This window comes from Aromatoleum anaerobium, assembly GCF_012910705.2.
Taxonomy (GTDB): Bacteria; Pseudomonadota; Gammaproteobacteria; order Burkholderiales; family Rhodocyclaceae; genus Aromatoleum; species Aromatoleum anaerobium.
Window position 1 is genome coordinate 183,568 of sequence record NZ_WTVG02000036.1, and the last position, 21,776, is coordinate 205,343.

Below are 21,776 nucleotides of genomic sequence, written 5' to 3' on the forward strand. Positions count from 1 at the left end.
CGCCGTCAGTCGCGGAAGTTGCCGAACTGCAGCGGGAAGTCGGTGATCTCCTTCTTCACCAGCGCGATCGCTTCCTGCAGGATGTCGCGCTTGGCGCCCGAGACGCGGATCGCTTCGCCCTGGATCGCGGCCTGGACCTTGAGCTTGCTGTCTTTGAGCAGCTTGACGATCTTCTTCGCGAGGTCCTGCTCGACGCCGACGCGGACCTTGAGTTCCTGCTTGAGCTTGTTGCCGCCGATCTTCTGCAGGTCGCCATATTCGAGACAGCGCACATCGATTTTCTTCGCTGTCATTTCGGGCAGCAGGATCTGGCGCATCTGGTCGATCTGGAAGTCGCTGTCGCCGAACAGCGTCAGCACTTTTTCGCCCTGCTCGACCCGCGCGTCGCTGCCTTTGAAGTCGTAGCGGCCGCTGATCTTGCGATTGGCGACGTCGACCGCGTTCTTCAGCGAAGGCAGGTCGACTTCGGACATGATGTCGAAGGATGGCATGGCTCGACTCCGGTCAGCCGAAGTGGCAGACGTAGTGGTACGGTTCGCCGGCGACTTCGATGTCGAAGCTGGAATTGGCCGGCACCTTGAAGGACTCGCCGGCGCCGTACCCCTTCCACTCAGACTCGCCTTTCAGGCGCACGCGGCAGCTTCCGGCGACCCCTTCCATGATCTCCGGCGCGCCGGTGTTGAACGTCAGCGTCGCCGGCAGGATCACGCCGACGGACTTCTTCGTGCCGTCGGCCAGCACGATGCCGTGGCTCACGCATTTGCCGTCGAAATAGACGCTGGCCTTGGTGGCGACCGTGACGCCGTCGAACTTGTCGGTGAGGCTCATGATTGCTGCTTTCCTATTCGATGCCGAGAAATCTCTGGATGAAACTCTTCGCAACGAAGCCGACAAAACCCAGCCCGAGCGCGAGGAACAGCCACACGGTGCCGTATCTGCCGGCTTTCGATTGCTTCGCGAGGTTGCCGATGATGAACAGCATGTAGAGGATCAGCGCAGTCAGCAGGATCTTGAGCGACCAGTCCTCGAACTCCGCGATCGTCAGTCCGAAGATGACTGCGTCGCCGTCCATCGATCGGCCTCCTTAGCCGCGCTTCGTCTTCGCGTTCGCCGCGATGCGCATGCGCAGTGCGTTGAGGCGGATGAAGCCGTGCGCGTCCTTCTGGTTGTAGGCGCCCTGGTCGTCCTCGAATGTCGCAATCGTCGGGTCGAACAGCGAATCGGTCTTCGAGTCGCGCCCCGTTACGATGACGTTGCCCTTGTAGAGCTTGACGCGTACCCAGCCGTTGACCGATTCCTGCGTGTTGTCGATCAGCGCCTGCAGCGCGCGACGCTCCGGGCTCCACCAGTAGCCGTTGTAGATCAGGCTGGCGTAGCGCGGCATCAGGTCGTCCTTGAGATGCGCGACTTCGCGGTCGAGCGTCACGGACTCGATCGCGCGGTGTGCACGCAGCAGGATCGTGCCGCCCGGCGTCTCGTAGCAGCCGCGGCTCTTCATGCCGACATAGCGGTTCTCGACGAGGTCGAGGCGACCGATGCCGTGCTTGCCGCCGAGCTCGTTGAGCTTCGCGAGCAGTTCGTGCGCCTTCATGCGCGTGCCGTTGATCGCGACGAGGTCGCCGCGCTCGAATTCGAGGTCGACGTATTCGGCGGCATCCGGCGCCGCTTCCGGCGACACGGTCCAGCGCCACATCGACTCCTCGGCTTCCGCAGCCGGATTCTCGAGGTGGCGGCCTTCGAACGAGATGTGCAGCAGGTTCGCGTCCATCGAATACGGCGAGCCGCCCTGCTTGTGCTTCATCTCGATCGGGATGCCGTGCTTCTCGGCGTAAGCGAGCAGCTTTTCACGCGACAGCAGGTCCCATTCGCGCCACGGTGCGATGACCTTCACGCCCGGCATCAGCGCGTAGTAGCCGAGCTCGAAGCGGACCTGGTCGTTGCCCTTGCCGGTCGCGCCGTGCGACACCGCGTCGGCGCCGGTCGCGCGTGCGATCTCGATCTGGCGCTTGGCGATCAGCGGGCGGGCGATCGACGTGCCGAGCAGGTATTCGCCTTCATAGACGGTGTTGCAGCGGAACATCGGGAAGACGAAGTCGCGCACGAACTCTTCGCGCAGGTCATCGATGAAGATGTTGTCGGGCTTGATGCCGAACTTCAGCGCTTTCTGGCGCGCAGGCTCGAGCTCTTCGCCCTGGCCGAGGTCGGCCGTGAACGTCACCACTTCGCACTGATAGGTATCCTGCAGCCACTTCAGGATGACCGAGGTATCCAGCCCGCCCGAATAGGCAAGCACCGCTTTCTTGACGTCGCTCATGTCGATTTCCGCTTTTTCCGATTTCCGCTCAACAGACGGGCCGCAGCCTTGTGGTCCGTGGCCCGGACTTGCAAAGGCGCCGGCTAGTCTTCGACTTTGCCGAGCACCAGGTACTCCATCAGGGCCTTCTGCACGTGCAGGCGATTCTCCGCTTCGTCCCACACGACCGACTGCGGACCGTCGATGACATCCGCGGTGACCTCCTCACCGCGGTGGGCGGGCAGACAGTGCATGAACACCGCATCGGCGCGAGCCGCCGCCATCATTTCGGCGTCGACGCACCAGTCGGCGAAATCCTTCATCCGCTCGTCGTTTTCCGCCTCGAAGCCCATCGACGTCCACACGTCGGTGGTGACGAGGTCGGCACCCTTGCACGCCTCCATCGGGTCGGCGAACTGCTCGAAATGACCGGTGCCGTACAGTCCGGCCCGTTCCGGCTCGACTTCGTAGCCGGGCGGCGTCGACACGTGGACGTTGAAATCGAGCAGCTCGGCGGCCTGCAGCCAGGTGTTGCACATGTTGTTCGAATCACCGACCCAGGCGACCGTCTTGCCCTGGATCGAGCCGCGGTGCTCGATGAAGGTGTAGATGTCGGCGAGGATCTGGCACGGGTGGTATTCGTTCGTCAGTCCGTTGATGACCGGGACGCGCGAATGCGCGGCGAAGCGCTCGATGATGTCCTGCTCGAAGGTGCGGATCATCACGACATCGCTCATGCGCGAGATCACCTGCGCCGCGTCTTCGACCGGCTCGCCGCGACCCAGCTGCGAGTCGCGCGTGTTGAGGTAGATCGCCGAGCCGCCGAGCTGCTGCATGCCGGCCTCGAACGACAGCCGCGTGCGCGTGCTCGCCTTCTCGAAGATCATCACCAGCGTGCGGTCGAACAGCGGGTGATACGGTTCGTAGCGCTTGAACTTGTCCTTGATCCAGCGCGTGCGGTCGAACACGTGCCGGTAGTCGTCGCGCGTGAAATCCTTGAACTGCAGGTAATGCCTGGGTTTGGTCATCGCGCCTCCTCTCATTCGAGATGCTTGCGCACCAGCGGCGCGAGACGCGACACCAGCTCCTGGGCATTGGCCTCGGTGAACACCAGCGCCGGCAGCAGGCGGATCACCCGGTCGGCGGTGACGTTGATCAGCAGGCCGGCATCGAGCGCCTGGCGGACCAGGTCGCCGCAGGGACGATCGAGCTCGATGCCGATCATCAGCCCGCGCCCGCGGATATCGACGACGCCGGAAAGCCCTGCGAGCGCTTCCTGCAAGCCGACGCGGATCGCTTCGCCGACCTTGACGGCATTGGCCATCAGCCCGTCGTCCTCGATCGTCGCGAGCGTCTCGAGGCCCGCGGCGCAGGCGAGCGGATTGCCGCCGAAAGTCGAGCCGTGATTGCCTGGTCCGAACAGGCCGGCGGCGAGTCCGGTGGTGACGCACGCGCCGATCGGCACGCCGGAACCCAAGCCCTTCGCGAGCGTCATCACGTCAGGGGCCACGCCGCCCTGCTGGAAACCGAACCAGCGTCCGGTGCGTCCCATGCCGCACTGGACTTCGTCGCAAATCAGCAACCAGCCGCGCTCGTCACAGAGCGCGCGCAGGTCGCGCTGGAAGGTTTCGTCGGCGATATTGACGCCGCCCTCGCCCTGGATCATTTCGAGCATGACCGCAACGATGTTGTGATTGTGCTCGCCGACCGTGCGGATCGCGCCGATGTCCTTGTACGGCACGCGCAGGAAACCGGACACCAGCGGCTCGAAGCCGGCCTGCGTCTTGCGGTTGCCGGTCGCCGACAACGTCGCCAGCGTGCGCCCGTGGAACGCGTTTTCCATGACGACGATCGCCGGCTGGTCGATGCCTTTCCGGTGTCCGTGGAAACGCGCGAGCTTGATCGCGGCCTCGTTGGCCTCGCAGCCGGAGTTGCAGAAGAACACTTCGTCCATGCCCGACACCGCGGCGAGCCGGTCGGAGAGTTCTTCCTGCAGCGGGATGCGGTAGATGTTCGACGTATGCAGCACTTTCGCCGCCTGGCCGGCGATCGCCCGCACCAGACGCGGGTGATTGTGACCGAGCGTCGACACGGCGATCCCGGACAGGCCGTCCAGATAACGCTTGCCCGTCTCATCGAAGAGCCAGACCCCTTCGCCGTGCGTGAATGCGACCGGCAATCTGGCGTAGGTATTCATGAGATGCGACATGGAGGACCCCGATCAGGATGAAGCAGAAATGCACACGGCGGCACTGGCCGCCGTGAATAATCGAAGGGTCGATGTTAAGCGAAAAAGGCGCGCCTTGTACAGATTGCAAGCCCCGATGCAAACCCCCGGCGCGTGTCGCCTCACCGCCTCACCGCACCCACATCATGAAACCGTCAGCCACGACATGAAATCGCAAAGCCGGTTTTCTGCTAGAATCCGCCGCGTCTTTCGCGGTCCTCACAACACCGGCTCGAGCCGGGACGCCGCCTTCTGAAATTCCCTCAGCCGCCGGGTTGCGCTACATGAGCCAATTGATCGAAAGCTTTGTCATCATCGGAGTCACGCGAGAGGGAAAGACTTTCCGCCCGAGCGACTGGGCAGACCGCCTGTGCGGAATCATGTCTGCTTTCGGCGCGGATCATCGCATGATGTATTCGCCCTACGTCCGCCCGGGTTGCACGCTCAAGGGGCACAAGGCGGTGCTGGTCGATGCCAGGCTGTACGAGATCGAGCCTCTGGCCTACAAGTTCCTGACCAACTTTGCCAAAGACAACGACCTGGTCGTGGACCGGATCGACGACGACCAGATGAAGATCTGATTCCCCGCGCAGCCCTGCCTTTTTCGGCCCGACGCAGAAACGGGCGTTGAACCTTCTCAGCGACGGACGCGACGCGGGAAATGAAAACGGCGACCCGAAGTCGCCGTTTTCATTTACTGCCAGCCGGTGTGAAGCTCAGGCGGCCATCGCCTTGATCGCGGCCGACAGGCGGCTCTTGTGGCGAGCAGCCTTGTTCTTGTGGATGATCTTCTTGTCCGCGATGCTGTCGATAGTGCTCATCGAGGTGCGGAACGTGGCTTGCGCCGCCGCCTTGTCGCCACCCACGACGGCCTTTTGCACAGCCTTGATCGCGGTACGCAGACGAGAACGCAGGCTGCCGTTGTGAGCGCGGGCCACGACCGCCTGACGGGCGCGCTTGCGGGCTTGTGCCGAATTGGCCATAGATGTTCTTCCGTTGGTTGGTTCTTGAAAACGCGCGAGTCTACCGATTCGGGCTGTCCGATGCAAGTGCGCCGCGGGCCTTCAGCCGCTATCATCCCCCCCTTTTGGCTACCCGAGATGAATCTGCTGCGCGCCCTCGCCACCGTAAGCGGCATGACCCTGTTGTCGCGCATCCTGGGTTTCGTGCGCGATTTCGTCATCGCCCGGGCATTCGGCGCCGGGATCGCGACCGACGCTTTTTTCGTCGCGTTCCGGCTGCCGAACCTGCTGCGGCGCATGTTCGCCGAAGGGGCGTTCTCGCAGGCCTTCGTGCCGATCCTCGCCGAATACCGGAACCGCCAGGGGCCCGACGAAGCACACCGGCTCGTCAATCGCGTCGCCACGGCGCTCGGGCTCGCCGTGACCGCGGTGTCGGTGCTCGGCATTCTCGCGTCGCCGTGGATTATCCAGGTCACGGCGCCCGGGTTTGCGGCGAATCCGGACAAGTTCGCGCTGACCGTCGAGCTGACGCGCATCACGTTCCCGTACATCCTGTTCATGTCGCTCGTCGCGCTCGCCGGCGGCGTGCTCAACACCTGGAGCCACTTCGCGATTCCGGCTTTCACGCCGGTGCTGCTGAACCTGTCGTTCATCGGCATGGCGCTGTTCGCGGCGCCGTACTTCGACCCGCCGGTGCTCGCGCTCGGCTGGGCGGTGTTCATCGGCGGCGTGCTGCAGCTGATGTTGCAGCTGCGGCCGCTCGCGCGCGTCGGGCTGCTGCCGCGCTTCGACCTCAAGCTGTCGGACCCGGGCGTACGCCGCATCGCGAAGCTGATGGGGCCGGCGATGCTCGGCGTTTCGGTGAGCCAGGTGTCGCTGATCATCAACACCGTCTTCGCGTCGTTTCTCCCCAGCGGCAGCGTGTCATGGCTATATTACGCGGACCGCCTGATGGAATTCCCCGCCGGACTGCTCGGCGCAGCGCTCGGGACGATCCTGCTGCCGAGCCTGTCGAAGCTGCATGCCGACGAACAGCCCGAAGCTTTTTCGTCGCTGCTCGACTGGGGCCTGCGGCTGACGCTGATGCTGACGCTGCCGGCCGCGCTGGCGCTGGCGCTGCTCGCGGTGCCGCTGATCTCGACGCTGTTCCAGCACGGCGCGTTCACCCCCGCCGACGTGATGCAGACCCGTCTCGCGCTGATCGCGTACAGCGTCGGGCTTGCCGGGCTCATCCTCGTGAAGATCCTCGCACCGGGCTTCTATGCGCGCCAGGACATCCGCACACCGGTGAAGATCGCGCTGCTGACGCTCGCGGCGACGCAGCTGATGAACCTCGCGTTCATCGTGCCGCTGCAGCACGCGGGGCTCGCGCTGTCGATCGGCCTCGCGTCGCTGCTCAACGCGGGGCTGCTGTATCGCGGACTGAGGCGGCGCGACGTGTACCGGCCGCAGCCGGCGTGGGGCCGGTTCTGGCTGCGGCTCGCGGGCGGGCTGGTGGTGCTCGGCGCCGTGTTGTGGTTCGGCCGTGGCGACGACGCGTGGTGGCTCACGGAAGGCGGGCTGGCGCGCGTGCTGCGGCTGTCGGCGGTCGTCGCCGCCGGCATGGTGGCGTATTTCGCGACGCTTTTGGCACTCGGCTTTCGCCTGCGCGATTTTCGCCGCCGCGCTGCGTGAGGCCTGCGTGAGGCCAATGCCGGTCTGGAGGCGGGACGCCGATCACCCCATCGCGCTCTACAATGAATCCATCCCGATTTTCTCCACCGAAGGAGCCCATGGGCATGAAACTCATCAGCCACAGCTTCACCGACAACGCCACGATTCCCGGGGAACTCGCATTCTGCATTCCCGCGGCTGCCGGGCACGTGTGCCTCGGCAGCAACCTCAACCCGCACCTGGCCTGGACCAGCATCCCGTCCGGAACCCGCTCGTTCGCGCTGATCTGCCACGACCCCGATGTGCCGGGCAAGGGCGACGACGTCAATCAGGAAGGACGCGTCGTGCCGGCAAGTCTGCCGCGCGTGGACTTCTTCCACTGGGTGCTGGTGGATCTTCCCGCGGAGCTGCGCGAAATCGCCGCCGGCAGCTTCTCGGCGGCCGTCACGGCGGGCGGGAAACCCGGGCCGCAAGCGCCGCACGGGCGGCACGGGATCAACGATTACACCGTGTGGTGCGCCGGCGACGAGTCGATGCGCGGCGACTACTACGGTTACGACGGCCCCTGTCCGCCGTGGAACGACGAGTTGGTGCACCATTACGTCTTCACGCTCTATGCGCTGGACGTCGAATGCATCGCACTCGAAGGCCGCTTCGGCGGCGCCGAAGTGCGCAACGCGCTTGCGGGCCATGTGCTGGCCGAGGCGAAGCTGACCGGCCTCTACAGCCTGAATCCCGCGCTGGAGCGCCGCGCGGGGTGAGGCAGGCGGGCGTGGCGAGCGCGCGTCACGGGCGATACGGGACGAGGATGCGCGGCACGCCAGCCAGCGCGAAACGCGGGTAATCCGGCAGGCCGCCGGCGAAACACGCCGGCACTTCCCCTTCGATCAGCGGGCGCAGGTACGCCCGCGCGGCGTCGGTGACGTGCAGCCCGTCGGCGCGAATGAAGGCCGCAGGCACCTGGCGTTCGAGGTTCGCGATCGCCGCCACCGCGACCGGCGCGACGTCCCAGCGGTACGGGGCGTCGGCGAGACGGCGGATCGCGGCCATCACACCATCGCGCCCCGCCAGCGCGTACTCCACCGCCGCCTGCCCGACCGCGCGGGCCTGCGCATGGTCCGTCGCCGACACCAGGTGGCCGGCCGCGCGCTGCAGGTAGTCCGGGATCGCCCAGTGATGCTTGTAGCCGAGGCGCGCGTGGATCAGGCGCGCGATGCACTGCCCGGCGCCGCCGAGCTGGACATGCCCTTTCGCATCCTCGTCCTGCTCCATCAACAACGTGCCGTCGGCGCGGCGGATGCCTTCGGAGACGGTGATCGCGCAGTATCCCAGACGCGACACGGTGGAGCGGACCGCCGCGAGGAAAGCTTCCTCGTCGAACGGCACCTCGGGAATCAGGATCACATGCGGCGGCTCGTCGTCGTTGCACGCGGCAAGCGCGGTCGCCGCAGCGAGCCAGCCGGCGTTGCGCCCCATGACCTCCATGACGAAGGCACGCCCGACGGGGCTTGTCATCGCCGCCAGATCGAGCCCGGCTTCGAGCATCGAGGTCGCCGCGTATTTCGCCGCGGAGCCGAATCCGGGCGAACAGTCGGTGCCTTCGAGGTCGTTGTCGACGGTCTTCGGCACCCCGACGCAGACCAGCGGATAGCTGCGCTCGGCGGCCGCGCGCGATACTTTCGCGACCGTATCCATCGAGCCGTTGCCGCCGTTGTAGAGGAAATAACCGATGTCGTGAGCCGCGAACACCGCAAACAGGCGGTCATACTGGTCGCGGTTCGCCTCCGGCGGATCGAGGTCGAAGCGGCACGAGCCGAACGCGCCCCCCGGCGTGCCGGCGAGGCGGCGCAGATCGGCGGCCGACAGCGCCGCAGTGTCGATCAGGTCTTCGTCGAGCGCGCCAAGAATGCCGTGACGCGCAGCGAGCACCCGCCCGACCGCATCGGCGCGGGCGCGAGCGGCTTCGATGACGCTTGCCGCAGTCGCGTTGATGACCGCGGTCACGCCGCCGGACTGGGCATAGAGCAGGTTGGCTTTGTTCATCACGGTCCGGAAACGCAAACGCGGCGAGGGACGGGAAAAATTCCCGCCGCTCGCCGCGCCATGCGGGAAAACTCCGATTTACTTCAGCGCCGCGAATGCCCGCGCGGTGATTTCGTCCACCGCGCCGAGACCGCTGATCTTGCGCACTTTCGGCGCGCCCGGCTGGCCCGACGCGGCCCACTTCGAGTAGTACTCGACGAGCGGCTTGGTCTGGGAATGATAGACCTCGAGGCGCTTCGCCACCGTCTCCTCGCGGTCGTCGTCACGCTGGACCAGATCCTCGCCGGTGACGTCGTCCTTGCCGGCGACTTTCGGCGGATTGTACTTGACATGGTAGGTGCGCCCTGACGGCAGATGCGCGCGCCGCCCGCTCATACGCTCGATGATCTCGCTGTCGGGCACGTCGATTTCGAGGACGAAGTCGATCGGCACGCCGGCTTCCTTCATCGCGTCGGCCTGCGGGATCGTCCGCGGGAAGCCGTCGAACATGTAGCCGGACTTGCAGTCGTCTTCCTTCAGGCGGTCCTTCACGAGGCCGATGATGATGTCGTCGGACACCAGGCCGCCCGCATCCATGACTTTCTTCGCCTCGATGCCCAGCGGCGTGCCGGCCTTGACGGCGGCGCGCAGCATGTCACCCGTGGAAATCTGCGGAATGCCGAACTTCTCCTTGATGAAGTTCGCCTGCGTACCCTTCCCCGCACCCGGCGGTCCCAACAGAATCAGACGCATACACCTCTCTCCCAGTCAGGCGGCCGATGCTGCCGGCCGCGTCGTTATGCAAAAAAAGAACTGCCAAAAGCCGCGGAACTTAACCGACTCGTTCGTGCCGGTCAAACGCCGCCCGCACGCGCTCGAGGTCTTCGGGCGTATCGACGCCCGCTGCCGGCGCGACCGCGACGGGCATCACCCGGATCCGGTGTCCGTGCCACAGCGCGCGCAACTGTTCGAGCGCTTCCCATTGCTCGAGCGGCGACGGGGCGAGGCTCGCGTAGCAGCGCAGGAACGCGACGCGGTACGCGTACAAGCCGACGTGGCGCAGCACCGGCAGGCCGGCGGGAATCGCGTCGCGGGCAGTGGCGAACGCATCGCGCGCCCACGGGATCGGCGCGCGCGAAAAATACAGCGCGTGCTCTTGCGCGTCGCAGACGACCTTGACGACATTCGGGTTGAAGAACTCGGCCGCGGCGTGCAGCGGGTGCGCGGCCGTCGCGATCGCCGCGACCGGGTCGTCCGCGAGCGCCTGCGCGACCGCGGCGATCAGCTTCGGCTCGATCAGCGGTTCGTCGCCCTGGACGTTGACGACGATGTCGTCGGCTTTCCAGCCCAGCGCGTCGACGACTTCGGCGAGCCGGTCGGTGCCGCTCGGGTGGTCTTCGCGCGTCATCAGCGCATCGCCGCCGGCCGCCCTGACCGCGTCGAACACCGCCGGGTGATCGGTCGCGACCCACACCGAGGCGGCGCCGGCGCGGCGCGCCTGCTCGAGCACGCGCACGACCATCGGCTTGCCGGCGATGTCGGCGAGCGGCTTGCCCGGGAGCCGCGTCGACGCGTGGCGCGCCGGAATAACGACGTGGAACGCAGCCATCAGCGGCGCCGCAAGGCGTCGACTTCTTCGGCGCCGAGCTGGCGCGCTTCCTCTTCGAGCATCACCGGGATGCCGTCGCGGACCGGGAAGCCGAGGCGGTCGGCCTTGCACACCAGTTCCTGCTTGTCCTTGACGAAGTCGAGAGGGCCCTTGCAGATCGGGCACACGAGGATTTCAAGCAGTCGGGCGTCCATGCGTCAGTTTCTCCAGGATACGTTCGGCGGCGCCCGCGGCGATATGCGCTTTCACCGGGAACTCCCAAGTGTCGGCGGACGCGAAAGACGCGCATTTTACCGCATCCTTGCTGGTGAGGATTTTCGGCTCGCCGGGGGCGAAATCGAGGTCCGCGGCGGTGAAGGGATGATGATCTGGAAACGGGTGCGGCACGACATCGAGCCCCATCCCGGCCAACTGGGCGAAGAAACGCTCTGGACGGCCGATGCCGGCGAGAGCGTGCACGCGCCTGCCGCGAAACGCTTCGGCATTGCAGCATGCGCTGCCGTCAAGCCGGCGGAATTCGCCGCCTTCGAGATGCATCGCAAAGACCGGACGCCCGTCGAGAAGCGACGACAGCGCGGGCGACATTGCGCCATGGGCGACGATCATATCCACGTCGCCCAGCCGGCCCGGCCCCTCGCGCAGCGGCCCCGCCGGCAGCAGCCAGCGGTTGCCAAGCGTGCGCTCATCGACGACCGCGATCTCGACGTCGCGCGCGAGCGGGTAATGCTGCAAGCCGTCGTCGGCGACAATCACGTCACATTCGGGGTGTGCCTGCAGCAGTGCGAACGCCACGGCCGGTCGGTCGGCGCCGACGGCGACCGGACATGCGGTGAGCCGCGCGAGCAGCACCGGCTCGTCGCCGAATTGCCGGGCGTCCCCGTGTGGCGGCACGATCACGACGCCGGCGACTTCGCTGCCATAGCCGCGGCTGACGATGCCCGGCGTAAAGCCCGCCTCCCGCAGCCGGGCGACGAGCCATTCGACGACCGGCGTCTTGCCGCTGCCCCCCACCGCGATGTTGCCGACGACGACGACCGGCACCGGAAGGCGTACCGCGCGCCGGATCCGGAGCTTGAACAACTGGCGACGCGCTGTTGCAAGCAGCAGGAACAGGCCCGACAACGGCAGCAGCAGCACGGCCGCGAGCGAGCGGGTCTGCCAGAACGCCGGCGCGTTGCGCGGCATGGGTCAGAACGACCGCGCCGGTCCCTGACGGGAAGAGGCAGGGGCCGGCGTCATTGGGGCGGCGCCTGGACCGCGAACGTGATGCGCGACAGGCCCGCCCGCTGCGCCGCCTGCATCGCGTTGATGACGCTTTGATGGGCGGCTTTCGCGTCGGCGTTGATGACGACGACCGGCTGATCCTTTCCGGCTGGAACCGCCCGCCCCAGCGCCGCCGCAATCGCCTCGATACCCTTGCCTCCGACCGGCTGCCGGTTCACGAGGATGTCGCCGGTGGCGCTCACCGCGAGGTCGATCTCGTCGGGCAACGTCTCGGCCGGCTGCGCTTCACCGGTCGGCAAGTTGATCTCGAGGCCCGAGACTTTCGAAAACGTCGTCGTCAGCACGAGGAAGATGATCAGGACGAGCATGATGTCGATGAGCGGGATCAGGTTGATCTCCGGCTCTTCCTGGCGTCGGCCGCGCTGGAAGTTCATGTGCTTTCTCAGGCGCGACGCTCGCCGTGCACGACTTCGACGAGCCTGATCGCCTGCTGCTCCATCTCGATGACGAAACTGTCGACGAGGGCGCGGAAATGACGCCAGAAGATCGTCGCCGGGATCGCGATGATCAGGCCCAGGCCGGTGGAGTTGAGCGCGGTCGAGATGCCCTGCGCGAGCTGCTGCGGGTTCGTGCCGGCAGCGCTTTGCGACGCGAAGATGTCGATCATGCCGACGATGGTGCCGAAAAGCCCCATCAGCGGGCTGATCGCGGCGATCGTGCCGAGGGTCGTCAGGAACCGTTCGAGCTCGTGCGCGACCAAGCGGCCGCTTTCCTCGATCGCTTCCTTCATGACCTCGCGCGAGCTGTTGACGTTGCGCAATCCGGCGGCGAGGACTTTCCCGAGCGGCGAATGGGCCGCGATGCGGTTCGTCATTTCACCCGATACGCCTTTCTGGCGCAGATCCGCGAGCACCTTGTCGAGCAGGCCGGGAGGGGCGATCCTGGAGCGACGCAGCGTCACGAGGCGCTCGATGATGAGTGTCACGGCGATCACCGATGCCAGCAACAGCGGCCAGATCGGCCAGCCCGAGGCCTGTATGAGCGCGAACACGTGAGAAGACTCCCCCTTTGCAAAGGCGGAACTCTAGCGTTCGCATGCCTGCAGGGCAAGCTCGGACGCCCCCCGAAGAATCCACAAAAGCTGTGGATAAGTATGTGGATTTTTCGCGGATAGCGTCCCGAAACTCTGTCGCCTCAAGCCAATGGCCACTTCGATCAAAAAATGGGCAACTAAAACTTCCTTTATTATCAATATGTTGAAAATACAACCTTGAATCGAAAGGGTTTTCCGGATCGGGATTGACAAGGCGCCGGGCTTGTGGATTCCGCTACAATCCGCGCATGCAAACCGAGCTCCCGCATGGCGACGGGGATCCGCGCCCTCTCCCTTCGGCTGGCCACGTGCTGAGCGTCGCCGAACTCAACCGGCTCGCGCGCCAGACGCTCGAATCCCGTTTTCCGCTGCTGTGGGTCGGCGGCGAACTGTCCAACCTGACCCGCGCGCCTTCGGGCCACCTGTACTTCACGCTGAAAGACGCGCAGGCGCAGGTTCGCTGCACGATGTGGCGCAATCGCGCGCAATTGCTGCCGTTCCGGCCGGAAAACGGCATGCGCGTCGAAGCCCGCGCGCTGGTGACGCTGTATGAAGTGCGCGGCGACTTCCAGCTCGGCATCGAAGCGCTTCGGCAAGCCGGGGTCGGCAATCTTTTCGAAGCCTTCGTGCGCCTGAAGGACAGGCTCGCCGGCGAAGGACTGTTCGATGCCGCCTTGAAGCGCGCGCTGCCGCGCTACCCGCGACGCCTCGGCGTCGTCACGTCGCCGGCAGCGGCCGCGTGGCACGACGTTCTCGCGACGCTGCGACGACGCGCGCCGCACCTGGAAGTCGTGCTGTACCCGGCTCCGGTGCAGGGAGAGGCGGCTCGAACGCGACTGGCCGAGGCGGTGCGCGTTGCCTCGGGGCGCGCCGCAATGGATGGCATCGACCTGTTGCTGCTCGTGCGTGGTGGCGGCGGCATCGAGGATCTGTGGGCGTTCAACGACGAGAACCTCGCCCGGGCGATCCGCACGTGCCCGGTGCCGGTGGTCAGCGGAATCGGACACGAGACCGACTTCACGATCGCCGACTTTGCTGCCGACCTGCGCGCGGCAACCCCAACCGGCGCGGCCGAACTCGCGAGCGCGGGCTACCACGAAGCCTGTGCGCGCATCACTTCGCTCGGCCGGACGCTTTCGGCGGCGCTGCACTATCGTCTCGATACGCTCGCGCAGCGAATCGACCGCGCCGCCTTGCGCCTCGTTCACCCGCGCGAGTGCCTGGCGGTGGGGCACGAACGCACCGCCCGCCTCGGCGTCCGGCTCGCCGCGGCGATGAGCCGCCGCCTCGAACGCCTGCACGCCCGCAACGAGCAGCTTCGCCTTCGCCTCGAAGCGCGCCGGCCCGACATCGAGCGCGAGGCCGAACGCTGCACACGCCTTGCGAACCGCCTCGCCCTCGCCGGAGAGCGCCTGATCGACCGCCATGGCGCGCGCCTCGCCGGCCTCGCCGCCCATCTTCAGCACCTCGCGCCACACGCCGTGCTGGCGCGCGGCTACAGCATCACGCGCGACGCCGGGGGGCGCATCCTGCGCACGTCGGCGGGCGTGGGCGCCGGCGAGAGGGTATCGGTCGAACTGGCCACCGGCCGACTTCATGCTACGGTGAACAGCACGGACGCATGACGCGGAAAACGCGCGCTTCCGGTACGACCTTGCCTGCGGAGTCGCCGTTCCGGCATTGCTACCATCATCAAAGCCCGACTAGAATCGTCAGGCTTTTAGCCCAACAACCTGAATTGCAACAGGAGAGAGAAAAATGGAACATACCCTGCCTCAGCTGCCCTACGCGAAAGACGCGCTGGCCCCGCACATCTCGGCCGAGACGATGGAATTCCACTACGGCAAGCATCATCAGGCTTACGTGACGAACCTGAACAACCTGATCAAGGGCACCGAATTCGAGAACCTCGATCTCGAGGCGATCGTCAAGAAGGCGCCGGCCGGCGGCATCTACAACAACTCCGCCCAGGTGTGGAACCACACCTTCTTCTGGAACTGTATGAAGCCCAGCGGCGGCGGCGAACCGGCGGGCTCGCTGGCCGACGCGATCAAGGCCAAGTGGGGTTCGTTCGAAGACTTCAAGAAGGCCTTCACAACTTCCGCCGTCGGCAACTTCGGCTCCGGCTGGACCTGGCTGGTGAAGAAAGCCGACGGTAGCGTCGACATCGTCAACATGGGCGCGGCGGGCACCCCGCTGACGACCGGCGACAAGCCGCTGCTGTGCATCGACGTGTGGGAACACGCGTATTACATCGACTACCGCAACCGCCGCCCGGACTTTGTCGCCGCGTTCCTGAACAATCTCGCGAACTGGGACTTTGCCTCGAAGAATTTCGCCGCCTGAGCCCGCGCTGTTTCGCGGCTCTTCCACGAGCCGCGCAGAAAACGGAACGGCCCGTCGACACACGTCGACGGGCCGTTTTCCCGCATGCGGGAGCCGTCGCCGCTACGCGACCAGGCCTTCGGCCTTCATCGCCTCCTGCACCTTCGGCCGCTGCGCGACGCGGGCGATGAACGCCTGGATGTTGGGCCACTTCGCGACGTCGATCTTCAGCATCCCTGTCCAGTTGAGCACCGTGAAAAGATAGGCGTCGGCGGCCGTGAAGGCGTCACCGGTGATGAACTGCTTCCCGGCGAGGATTTTTTCCAGCGCATCGAGGCGACGCTCGATCGTGCCGAGCTGCACCTGCTTGAACTCCGGCGTCATCGCCGGATTGAACAGCGCACCGATCTGCTTGTGGATTTCGGTGGCGACGAAATTGAGCGCCTCCATCTGGTGGTAACGCTCCATCGTGCCGGGTTTCGGCACCAGCCCCGATTCGGGCTTCCGGTCCGCGAGGTACTGGCAGATGACGCCGACTTCCGTCAGCACCTCGCCATTGTCGAGGACCAGCGTCGGCACGTAGCCCTTCGGATTGATCTTCCAGTAGTCGTCGCCGCCGGCGGTCTTCTTCGTCGGGAGATCGACTTTTTCCAGTTCGACCGCAAGGCCCAGTTCACATGCGACGATATGCGGCGCGAGCGAGCAGGCTCCGGGGGAGTGATAGAGCTTCATCGACGTCTCCTTCGAGGGAATTGAATCCTGAGGTGTTGCGCGTTCCGGCTGGGACGACCTTCCTTCCGCCCCCTGCCGGGCGACGAAAACTCTAACACAGCATAAAAGAATGCCCCACACTATGCGCGAGCCCCGCTCGACGGATAATCGCCCCGCTGTTGCCCTGCAGGAGCAGACGAAGATGAACATGCGCAATCCCTCGCCCGCGACGCCCCCGACAATTCCCGCAGCGCCCTCACGCACCCGCAATCCTCTCGACATCAAGGTCCATGCCGCGCTGGCGCGGGCGACGTCGTCGGTTTCCCCGATGTCCCTGCTGCTCGCGAGCATCGACTGGGCCGGACACCTTGCCGGCTCGCCAGGCAAACGGCTGGAGCTCGTCAACCTCGCGCTCGAACAGAACCGCCGCCTGGTGCGCTACCTCCGCGAACTCGCCCTCGCGCTGCCGGGCTCGCCGGCGCGCGAATGCGTCGAGCCTCCGGCGCGCGACCGGCGCTTCATCGCCGACGAATGGCACCACTGGCCGTTCAACCTGATGCACCAGTGCTTCCTGCTCGCGGACGAATGGTGGCAGGCGGCGACGCAGAGCGTTCCCGGCGTCTCGCGACATCACGAGAACGTCGTCTCGTTCACTGCGCGGCAGTGGCTCGACGTCTTTTCGCCGGGCAATTACCTCGCGACGAATCCGCTGGTGTTGAAACGCACCACCGAGCAGGGAGGAACGAACCTGTGGCGGGGGCTGGTGAATGCGCTGGACGATCTCGAGCGCGTCGCGACCGGACATCCCCCGGCCGGCGCCGAAGACTTCGTCGTCGGCCGCGATGTCGCCGTGACGCCGGGCAAGGTGGTGCTGAAGAACCGCCTGATCGAGCTGATCCAATATTCGCCGACGACCGAAAAAGTCCATCCCGAGCCGGTCCTGATCGTTCCGGCGTGGATCATGAAGTACTACATCCTGGATCTGTCACCACCCAATTCGCTCGTGAAGTACCTCGTCGACCAGGGACACACGGTGTTCTGCATCTCGTGGAAGAACCCCGGCGCGGAAGAATCCGACCTCGACATGGAAGACTACGTGCAGTCCGGCTTCCATGCGGCGCTCGCGGCGGTCAATGCGATCGTCCCTGACCGCAAGGTGCACGCGGCGGGCTACTGTCTCGGCGGCACGCTGCTGTCGATCGCCAATGCCGCGATGGCGCGCGACGGCGACGAACGGCTCGCGTCGATGACGCTGTTCGCGGCGCAGACGGATTTCACCGAGCCGGGCGAGCTGGCGCTCTTCATCGATGAAAGCGAGGTCAGCCTGCTCGAAGCCCAGATGGCCGAGACCGGCTATCTCACCGCCGGGCAGATGGCCGGCGCGTTCCAGTTGCTGCGCTCCTACGACCTGCTGTGGTCGCGTATGGTCGGCGAATACCTGATGGGCGAGCGCGCGCCGATGAACGACCTGATGGCGTGGAATGCCGACGCGACACGCATGCCCGCGCGCATGCACACGCAGTACCTGCGGCTGCTGTTTCTCAACGACGACCTGAGCGAGGGGCGCTACCCGGTCGGGGGCAAGCCCGTCGCGCTGAGCGACATCGACACGCCGATTTTCTGTGTCGGCACGGTCACGGACCACGTCGCGCCGTGGCGGTCGGTCTACAAGCTGCATTACCTGACCCCGGCGGAAATCACCTTCGTGCTCACCAGCGGCGGCCACAATGCCGGCATCATAAGCGAGCCCGGCCGGGCGCGACGGCACTTCCAGATCCTCGAGCGACGCCGCGGGAGCAACTATGTCTCACCCGACGACTGGCTCGCGATCGCGCCCCACCACGAAGGGTCATGGTGGCCGGAGTGGGCCGCCTGGCTGAAGGCGCGTTCGGCGGCTCCGGTCGCCCCGCCGGCGCTGGGTGCACCGCGGTCCGGTTACCCCGCCCTCGACGATGCCCCCGGCCAGTACGTGCGGGAAAAATAGGCATTCGCCGTCCTCCGCGCCCGCCCCTTCGTCACTCCCGAAAAGGATGTCGCCATGCATTTCGATACTCGTGCGTCGCTGGCGCTGTATAAGACGAATCTCGAACTGTACCTGCGCCTGTGCGCACTGCTGCGGGAAAACAGCCTGCGCTGGATCGACGCGAACACTCATTCGATCGACACTTGCAGCGCTGAATTCGAGACCGTCATCGCTCGCATGCTCGCCGCCGGCGACTGGACGGCAGTGACGCTCGCGGCGGGCGAAATGCCGTGGAAAGCCGCGCAGCACCAGGTCAACGCCGTGCAGCACCTTGCCGAAACGATGATCGGCAGCCAGAGCGCCTTCGTTACTGCGGCGCAGGAAGCCTTGTCGACGTGGCAGCGGGACGCCGCCGCGGCGCTGCGGGAGACCACCGGCGCAATGCCGCTCAGCACGACCTTGCGGGACCTGATCGAGGATTATCTGCCTTCGGTGTCGCCGCCGCCGCAAGCTGCCGCAGGCAAACCTTCGGGCGCGCGCGTTTGACCCTTCCGAAGGGCGAGGGCTTGCTGCGGGACGAGGACATGCCGCGTCTCACTATGCGCGCTCGCCCGTCTGGCACAAAGTCGTTCATCTTCAAAGCGACGCTGAACTACAAGGCCATCCGCATCACCATCGGCAGCGCGGACGCATGGACCATCGAGGCCGCCCGCGACGAGGCCCGCAAGTTCCAAAGGTGGATTGACGACGGACTCGACCCGCGCGACGTGCTGCGAGAACTGGAAGAGGCCCGCGCCGCCGACGAGGCCGCCGCCAAGGTCGCACAGGAGACTGCCAAGCGCGCCGCCGACGAACGCAGCCGCTACACCCTGCGCGCCCTGTGCGACGCCTATACAGGCCACCTCGAGCGCATCGGCAAGGGCAAGAGCGCCGCCGCGACCCGCTCCGCTTTCAAGTGCCACGTCTTCACGCATGAAGCGATTGCCGCTGCCCCGGCCCGTGAAGTGACCTCGCACCAAATCGCCGCGATGGTGCGCAAGGTGCGCGAGGCCGGCAAGGAGCGCGCCGCCGGGATACTGCGCAGCTACCTGTCTGCCGCCTTCAATGCCGCCAAGCGTGCGCCCTTCGATTCCGCGATGCCTGCCGACCTCATCGCCTTCAATGTCGAGCACAACCCGGTCGACAACATCCCCGCCATCGCAGTCCAGGCCGGAAACCGCACCCTGTCCGCCGACGAACTGCGCGGCTACATCAAAGCCCTTGGCGACGAACTGCCCGGCCAAGCCTTGCGGCTGGCGCTTCTGGCCGGGGGGCAACGCATGGCGCAACTGCTGCGCGCCAAGGTGAGCGACTACGACGCCGACACGGCGACGCTTCGACTGTGGGACGGCAAGGGCAAGCGACAGAGCGCCCGCGAACACCTGCTGCCGCTGGCGCCGAAAGCCGCCGCCCTTGCTGCTGGTCTGGTGGCCCGGGCCAAGGAGCGCGAGCAGAAGCGCGCCAAGGATGCCGGCAAGGAACCCGGCGACGTAGGCGGCATGTGGCTATTCTCGACGCATGGCAAGGTGGCGATGACCTTCACGACACCGGGCAAGCGCGCGGCCGAAATCAGCGCCGGCATGAAGTGCGAGCCCTTCGACCTGCGCGACATCCGCCGCACCTGCGAGACGCTGCTCGCCGGCATGGGCATATCACGCGACACGCGGGCGCAGTTGCTTTCGCACGGCATCAGCGGAGTTCAGGCCGCGCACTACGACCGGCATGCCTACACGGACGAGAAGCGCGCCGCGCTGGTGGCATGGGAAGCGCGGCTCGACGCCATCGAGAAAGGCGAGAAACCGGCCGGGAACGTGCGCCCGCTCCGGCGCAAGAACAAGAACGCTGCCTGAATTGTAAATCTAGGCTATACAAACTATGATTGTCTCGTTCCGTCACAAGGGCTTGGAAGCGTTCTTCCGCACCGGCTCCCAAGCAGGCATCCAGCCGATGCACGCCAAGCGCCTGCGGGAGATGTTGACCGCATTGAACGCTGCCGCCGGACCGGAAGACCTTGCCCGCCCTTCCTGGCGTCTGCACGGCCTGACCGGCGATCGCGCCGGCTTCCTGTCCATGACGGTGCAAGCGAACTGGCGGCTGACGTTCAGATTCGAGGGCGGAGCCGTGGAACTGCTGGATTACCTCGACTACCACTGAGGCACGACACATGAACATGCACAACCCCGCGCCGCCCGGCGAATTGCTCGCCGGCTGGCTCGAAGACCTCGACATGAGCGTGACCGCCTTTGCCGCGCATCTGGGCATCAGCCGCGTGATGCTCTCGCGCATCCTCAACGGGCACGCCGCAGTGACCGCCGACATGGACCTGCGACTATCCGAAGCACTGGGCACGACGCCGGGCTACTGGTTGAAGCTACAGGCGCAGCGCGACCTGTGGGCGGCCGGCGAACGTGCCAAGGAACGGCCACCGGTGGCGCGCATCGGCGCCTGACCGAGCAACGCCGCGCCTACCTCGACGGAGGGAAAACCGGGACACCATCGCCCGGCTGGCGTGGCTCCTTTTCCGATGGTGCGCACGATGGAACGCAAACGATGAGCAAGCTTCTCCGGGATGATTGGCGCGACCGCAAGGCGACCAGCACTCCAGGTGATGTAGAGGCCGAAGAATGGCCCGAGACCGTGAAGAGGGATGACGAGGCATGGCTTGACCCCGACTTCGGTCTGCCGCCGCTTCATCCGTCCGAACTTGACCCGCTGCCCGACTGGAACGCGCCCCTTCGGCAAACGTGGATACACGAACATATTGCCCTTCTGCATGCAGCGGAACGGGTCGAAAGAGATGGGGCGTACGCCACTGAGTGGCGAGGGTTTGAGACTCTGCTGCGCGACGTGAGGAAACTGGATAGTCTGCGCAGAGCATCGCTTGACCCGGAGAAGGGACAGCCAGACTTGGAGAAATTCAGGGCATTTCAGCAACTGCAACAGGTGGAGCAACAGAAGCTTGCCGCCTTCGTGCAAGGGCCATCATTCCAGATTGCGCTCGACCACTACATCACCGTGATGACGCCCATTTGGGAGCGCATCGAGGCGCGGAATGATGACTCCCCCGAGCAGCAGACCATCTTCCGAGCGCATGCAAGGCATCAACGGCGCAATTTCGAATCGCTGCGGTGTGCGAAGCAGGCTGACGACACCGCGCAGTCGACCCCGGAGCCGACCGTAATCGCCGATGCCGTGCCAGCACGTGAGCAAGCCGCGCCGGCAGCGACAAAGGATGCGCAAGAGCCGAGCGGAACCTCGAGGCATGAAGCGAACGACACCCGTGAAGCCAAGGAGTATGCGACGAAGGTACGCATTTGCCAGGCATTCCCCGCGCCCAAGTCCGTGAATGCTGAACGGTGGGCAAGTGGCGGTTTTCTGGGGGACTGCCCGGGGTGGCTGAAAACCGCTCGGGAATCGAACGGCAAGCGCGGTGTATTGGCGTTATGGAACCCCGCGCAGTTTGCATTTTGCATGGTGTCGAACGGGCATATCGGAAAAGGGGCGGCCGCCGCCATTGTCCGCCGGGAGTTTCCGGATTGGTTGGATGCGTGGGAAGAAAAAGCACTTTCGCTCGACTCACTTACCGGCAGGCGACGCCGGTAATCTTACCGGCAGGCGAGGCTGAAACCCTCGCCGCTGCTGGGACTCGCTACCG

The 21,776-nt window shown here is 65.7% G+C and carries 27 protein-coding genes; 12 read left to right on the forward strand and 15 right to left on the reverse strand.

Going from position 1 to position 21,776, the window contains the following annotated elements; all coding sequences use genetic code 11:
• Positions 1–5: 5 nt before the first annotated feature.
• The 6 genes from GO606_RS05315 to GO606_RS05340 all read right to left on the reverse strand — a co-directional run bounded on the left by GO606_RS05315 (position 6) and on the right by GO606_RS05340 (position 4,502).
• Positions 6–491 carry a YajQ family cyclic di-GMP-binding protein gene (locus GO606_RS05315; RefSeq protein ID WP_053422177.1) on the reverse strand — a complete coding sequence of 162 codons (486 nt, stop codon included), beginning with the start codon at positions 489–491 and terminating at the stop codon, positions 6–8.
• Between the two features lie 13 nt (positions 492–504).
• A complete protein-coding gene (ppnP, locus tag GO606_RS05320) occupies positions 505–828 on the reverse strand; it encodes a pyrimidine/purine nucleoside phosphorylase (protein ID WP_169119469.1) in 324 nt (107 codons plus the stop codon).
• Positions 829–841: 13 nt separating this feature from the next.
• Entirely contained in the window at positions 842–1,072 is a 231-nt protein-coding gene (locus GO606_RS05325; RefSeq protein WP_169119468.1) for a DUF2788 domain-containing protein, read from the reverse strand.
• 12 nt (positions 1,073–1,084) lie between these two features.
• Positions 1,085–2,314 (reverse strand): argininosuccinate synthase, encoded by a 1,230-nt coding sequence (locus GO606_RS05330; RefSeq protein ID WP_169119467.1) that lies wholly within the window; start codon positions 2,312–2,314, stop codon positions 1,085–1,087.
• A gap of 83 nt (positions 2,315–2,397) precedes the next feature.
• A complete protein-coding gene (argF, locus tag GO606_RS05335) occupies positions 2,398–3,321 on the reverse strand; it encodes an ornithine carbamoyltransferase (protein WP_169119466.1) in 924 nt (307 codons plus the stop codon).
• Between the two features lie 11 nt (positions 3,322–3,332).
• Positions 3,333–4,502 (reverse strand): aspartate aminotransferase family protein, encoded by a 1,170-nt coding sequence (locus GO606_RS05340; protein ID WP_169119465.1) that lies wholly within the window; start codon positions 4,500–4,502, stop codon positions 3,333–3,335.
• Here GO606_RS05340 and GO606_RS05345 point away from each other — a divergent pair.
• On the forward strand, positions 4,501–4,776 hold the full coding sequence (locus GO606_RS05345) for a hypothetical protein (RefSeq protein WP_169119464.1): 276 nt from the start codon (positions 4,501–4,503) through the stop codon (positions 4,774–4,776). The two genes, GO606_RS05340 and GO606_RS05345, sit on opposite strands and share 2 nt — an antisense overlap.
• A 28-nt stretch (positions 4,777–4,804) precedes the next feature.
• Positions 4,805–5,101, forward strand: a complete 297-nt coding sequence (locus GO606_RS05350) for a DUF3579 domain-containing protein (protein WP_169119463.1) — start codon at positions 4,805–4,807, stop codon at positions 5,099–5,101.
• Positions 5,102–5,236: 135 nt separating this feature from the next.
• Here the strand turns inward: GO606_RS05350 and rpsT are convergent, their stop codons facing one another.
• On the reverse strand, positions 5,237–5,503 hold the full coding sequence (gene rpsT / locus GO606_RS05355; protein WP_053422183.1) for a 30S ribosomal protein S20: 267 nt from the start codon (positions 5,501–5,503) through the stop codon (positions 5,237–5,239).
• Positions 5,504–5,620: 117 nt separating this feature from the next.
• Here rpsT and murJ point away from each other — a divergent pair, with 117 nt between their 5' ends.
• A complete protein-coding gene (gene murJ / locus GO606_RS05360) occupies positions 5,621–7,156 on the forward strand; it encodes a murein biosynthesis integral membrane protein MurJ (RefSeq protein ID WP_169119462.1) in 1,536 nt (511 codons plus the stop codon).
• Positions 7,157–7,260: 104 nt separating this feature from the next.
• Entirely contained in the window at positions 7,261–7,896 is a 636-nt protein-coding gene (locus tag GO606_RS05365; protein WP_169119461.1) for a YbhB/YbcL family Raf kinase inhibitor-like protein, read from the forward strand.
• A gap of 25 nt (positions 7,897–7,921) precedes the next feature.
• Here GO606_RS05365 and GO606_RS05370 read toward each other — a convergent pair whose 3' ends face one another.
• The 7 genes from GO606_RS05370 to GO606_RS05400 form a co-directional block, all read right to left on the reverse strand.
• Positions 7,922–9,178, reverse strand: coding sequence for a 6-phosphofructokinase (locus GO606_RS05370; RefSeq protein ID WP_169119460.1), 1,257 nt, complete (start codon positions 9,176–9,178; stop codon positions 7,922–7,924).
• Positions 9,179–9,256: 78 nt separating this feature from the next.
• Positions 9,257–9,910: an adenylate kinase gene (adk, locus tag GO606_RS05375; protein ID WP_169119459.1), complete on the reverse strand. Its 654-nt coding sequence runs from the start codon at positions 9,908–9,910 to the stop codon at positions 9,257–9,259.
• Positions 9,911–9,989: 79 nt separating this feature from the next.
• Positions 9,990–10,766, reverse strand: a complete 777-nt coding sequence (kdsB, locus tag GO606_RS05380; RefSeq protein WP_169119458.1) for a 3-deoxy-manno-octulosonate cytidylyltransferase — start codon at positions 10,764–10,766, stop codon at positions 9,990–9,992.
• Positions 10,766–10,960: a Trm112 family protein gene (locus GO606_RS05385; RefSeq protein ID WP_053422189.1), complete on the reverse strand. Its 195-nt coding sequence runs from the start codon at positions 10,958–10,960 to the stop codon at positions 10,766–10,768. The genes kdsB and GO606_RS05385 overlap by 1 nt, the downstream gene beginning before the upstream one ends.
• Positions 10,941–11,951 (reverse strand): tetraacyldisaccharide 4'-kinase, encoded by a 1,011-nt coding sequence (gene lpxK, locus GO606_RS05390; RefSeq protein ID WP_169119457.1) that lies wholly within the window; start codon positions 11,949–11,951, stop codon positions 10,941–10,943. The genes GO606_RS05385 and lpxK overlap by 20 nt, the downstream gene beginning before the upstream one ends.
• Before the next feature lie 50 nt (positions 11,952–12,001).
• Positions 12,002–12,424, reverse strand: a complete 423-nt coding sequence (locus GO606_RS05395) for an ExbD/TolR family protein (RefSeq protein ID WP_169119456.1) — start codon at positions 12,422–12,424, stop codon at positions 12,002–12,004.
• Positions 12,425–12,432: 8 nt separating this feature from the next.
• Positions 12,433–13,041, reverse strand: coding sequence for a MotA/TolQ/ExbB proton channel family protein (locus GO606_RS05400; protein WP_169119455.1), 609 nt, complete (start codon positions 13,039–13,041; stop codon positions 12,433–12,435).
• A 290-nt stretch (positions 13,042–13,331) separates the two neighbouring features.
• Here GO606_RS05400 and xseA point away from each other — a divergent pair, with 290 nt between their 5' ends.
• The gene (xseA, locus tag GO606_RS05405) at positions 13,332–14,708 is read left to right on the forward strand and encodes an exodeoxyribonuclease VII large subunit (protein ID WP_211166727.1); all 1,377 of its coding nucleotides are present in this window, start codon (positions 13,332–13,334) and stop codon (positions 14,706–14,708) included.
• Between the two features lie 133 nt (positions 14,709–14,841).
• On the forward strand, positions 14,842–15,429 hold the full coding sequence (locus tag GO606_RS05410) for a superoxide dismutase (RefSeq protein ID WP_169119454.1): 588 nt from the start codon (positions 14,842–14,844) through the stop codon (positions 15,427–15,429).
• Between the two features lie 102 nt (positions 15,430–15,531).
• On the opposite strand, the gene gstA is transcribed toward GO606_RS05410, so the two are convergent.
• The gene (gene gstA / locus GO606_RS05415; RefSeq protein ID WP_169119453.1) at positions 15,532–16,140 is read right to left on the reverse strand and encodes a glutathione transferase GstA; all 609 of its coding nucleotides are present in this window, start codon (positions 16,138–16,140) and stop codon (positions 15,532–15,534) included.
• A gap of 187 nt (positions 16,141–16,327) precedes the next feature.
• On the opposite strand from gstA, the gene GO606_RS05420 reads away from it, so the two are divergent.
• The 6 genes from GO606_RS05420 to GO606_RS05445 all read left to right on the forward strand — a co-directional run bounded on the left by GO606_RS05420 (position 16,328) and on the right by GO606_RS05445 (position 21,724).
• On the forward strand, positions 16,328–18,103 hold the full coding sequence (locus GO606_RS05420; RefSeq protein WP_169119473.1) for a PHA/PHB synthase family protein: 1,776 nt from the start codon (positions 16,328–16,330) through the stop codon (positions 18,101–18,103).
• Between the two features lie 54 nt (positions 18,104–18,157).
• Positions 18,158–18,628 (forward strand): hypothetical protein, encoded by a 471-nt coding sequence (locus GO606_RS05425; protein WP_169119452.1) that lies wholly within the window; start codon positions 18,158–18,160, stop codon positions 18,626–18,628.
• A 20-nt stretch (positions 18,629–18,648) separates the two neighbouring features.
• Positions 18,649–19,971, forward strand: coding sequence for a tyrosine-type recombinase/integrase (locus GO606_RS05430; protein ID WP_425532191.1), 1,323 nt, complete (start codon positions 18,649–18,651; stop codon positions 19,969–19,971).
• Positions 19,972–19,996: 25 nt separating this feature from the next.
• The gene (locus tag GO606_RS05435; protein ID WP_168954390.1) at positions 19,997–20,275 is read left to right on the forward strand and encodes a type II toxin-antitoxin system RelE/ParE family toxin; all 279 of its coding nucleotides are present in this window, start codon (positions 19,997–19,999) and stop codon (positions 20,273–20,275) included.
• 10 nt (positions 20,276–20,285) lie between these two features.
• Positions 20,286–20,570 carry a HigA family addiction module antitoxin gene (locus GO606_RS05440; protein WP_168954391.1) on the forward strand — a complete coding sequence of 95 codons (285 nt, stop codon included), beginning with the start codon at positions 20,286–20,288 and terminating at the stop codon, positions 20,568–20,570.
• Positions 20,571–20,671: 101 nt separating this feature from the next.
• Positions 20,672–21,724: a hypothetical protein gene (locus GO606_RS05445; protein ID WP_169119451.1), complete on the forward strand. Its 1,053-nt coding sequence runs from the start codon at positions 20,672–20,674 to the stop codon at positions 21,722–21,724.
• Positions 21,725–21,776: the final 52 nt, after the last annotated feature.

Excerpts from the sequence above, each read along its gene's own strand:
- GO606_RS05350 (WP_169119463.1), top strand. The coding sequence starts at position 4,805 with ATGAGCCAATTGATCGAAAGCTTTGTCATCATCGGAGTCACGCGAGAG.
- GO606_RS05445 (WP_169119451.1), top strand. The coding sequence starts at position 20,672 with ATGAGCAAGCTTCTCCGGGATGATTGGCGCGACCGCAAGGCGACCAGC.
- adk (WP_169119459.1), bottom strand. The coding sequence starts at position 9,910 with ATGCGTCTGATTCTGTTGGGACCGCCGGGTGCGGGGAAGGGTACGCAG.
- argF (WP_169119466.1), bottom strand. The coding sequence starts at position 3,321 with ATGACCAAACCCAGGCATTACCTGCAGTTCAAGGATTTCACGCGCGAC.
- rpsT (WP_053422183.1), bottom strand. The coding sequence starts at position 5,503 with ATGGCCAATTCGGCACAAGCCCGCAAGCGCGCCCGTCAGGCGGTCGTG.
- kdsB (WP_169119458.1), bottom strand. The coding sequence starts at position 10,766 with ATGGCTGCGTTCCACGTCGTTATTCCGGCGCGCCACGCGTCGACGCGG.
- ppnP (WP_169119469.1), bottom strand. The coding sequence starts at position 828 with ATGAGCCTCACCGACAAGTTCGACGGCGTCACGGTCGCCACCAAGGCC.
- GO606_RS05330 (WP_169119467.1), bottom strand. The coding sequence starts at position 2,314 with ATGAGCGACGTCAAGAAAGCGGTGCTTGCCTATTCGGGCGGGCTGGAT.
- GO606_RS05420 (WP_169119473.1), top strand. The coding sequence starts at position 16,328 with ATGCGCAATCCCTCGCCCGCGACGCCCCCGACAATTCCCGCAGCGCCC.
- murJ (WP_169119462.1), top strand. The coding sequence starts at position 5,621 with ATGAATCTGCTGCGCGCCCTCGCCACCGTAAGCGGCATGACCCTGTTG.
- GO606_RS05370 (WP_169119460.1), bottom strand. The coding sequence starts at position 9,178 with ATGAACAAAGCCAACCTGCTCTATGCCCAGTCCGGCGGCGTGACCGCG.
- GO606_RS05325 (WP_169119468.1), bottom strand. The coding sequence starts at position 1,072 with ATGGACGGCGACGCAGTCATCTTCGGACTGACGATCGCGGAGTTCGAG.
- GO606_RS05340 (WP_169119465.1), bottom strand. The coding sequence starts at position 4,502 with ATGTCGCATCTCATGAATACCTACGCCAGATTGCCGGTCGCATTCACG.
- GO606_RS05410 (WP_169119454.1), top strand. The coding sequence starts at position 14,842 with ATGGAACATACCCTGCCTCAGCTGCCCTACGCGAAAGACGCGCTGGCC.
- GO606_RS05395 (WP_169119456.1), bottom strand. The coding sequence starts at position 12,424 with ATGAACTTCCAGCGCGGCCGACGCCAGGAAGAGCCGGAGATCAACCTG.
- gstA (WP_169119453.1), bottom strand. The coding sequence starts at position 16,140 with ATGAAGCTCTATCACTCCCCCGGAGCCTGCTCGCTCGCGCCGCATATC.
- GO606_RS05365 (WP_169119461.1), top strand. The coding sequence starts at position 7,261 with ATGAAACTCATCAGCCACAGCTTCACCGACAACGCCACGATTCCCGGG.
- lpxK (WP_169119457.1), bottom strand. The coding sequence starts at position 11,951 with ATGCCGCGCAACGCGCCGGCGTTCTGGCAGACCCGCTCGCTCGCGGCC.
- GO606_RS05315 (WP_053422177.1), bottom strand. The coding sequence starts at position 491 with ATGCCATCCTTCGACATCATGTCCGAAGTCGACCTGCCTTCGCTGAAG.
- GO606_RS05425 (WP_169119452.1), top strand. The coding sequence starts at position 18,158 with ATGCATTTCGATACTCGTGCGTCGCTGGCGCTGTATAAGACGAATCTC.
- GO606_RS05345 (WP_169119464.1), top strand. The coding sequence starts at position 4,501 with ATGGAGGACCCCGATCAGGATGAAGCAGAAATGCACACGGCGGCACTG.
- GO606_RS05435 (WP_168954390.1), top strand. The coding sequence starts at position 19,997 with ATGATTGTCTCGTTCCGTCACAAGGGCTTGGAAGCGTTCTTCCGCACC.
- GO606_RS05385 (WP_053422189.1), bottom strand. The coding sequence starts at position 10,960 with ATGGACGCCCGACTGCTTGAAATCCTCGTGTGCCCGATCTGCAAGGGC.
- GO606_RS05440 (WP_168954391.1), top strand. The coding sequence starts at position 20,286 with ATGAACATGCACAACCCCGCGCCGCCCGGCGAATTGCTCGCCGGCTGG.
- xseA (WP_211166727.1), top strand. The coding sequence starts at position 13,332 with ATGCAAACCGAGCTCCCGCATGGCGACGGGGATCCGCGCCCTCTCCCT.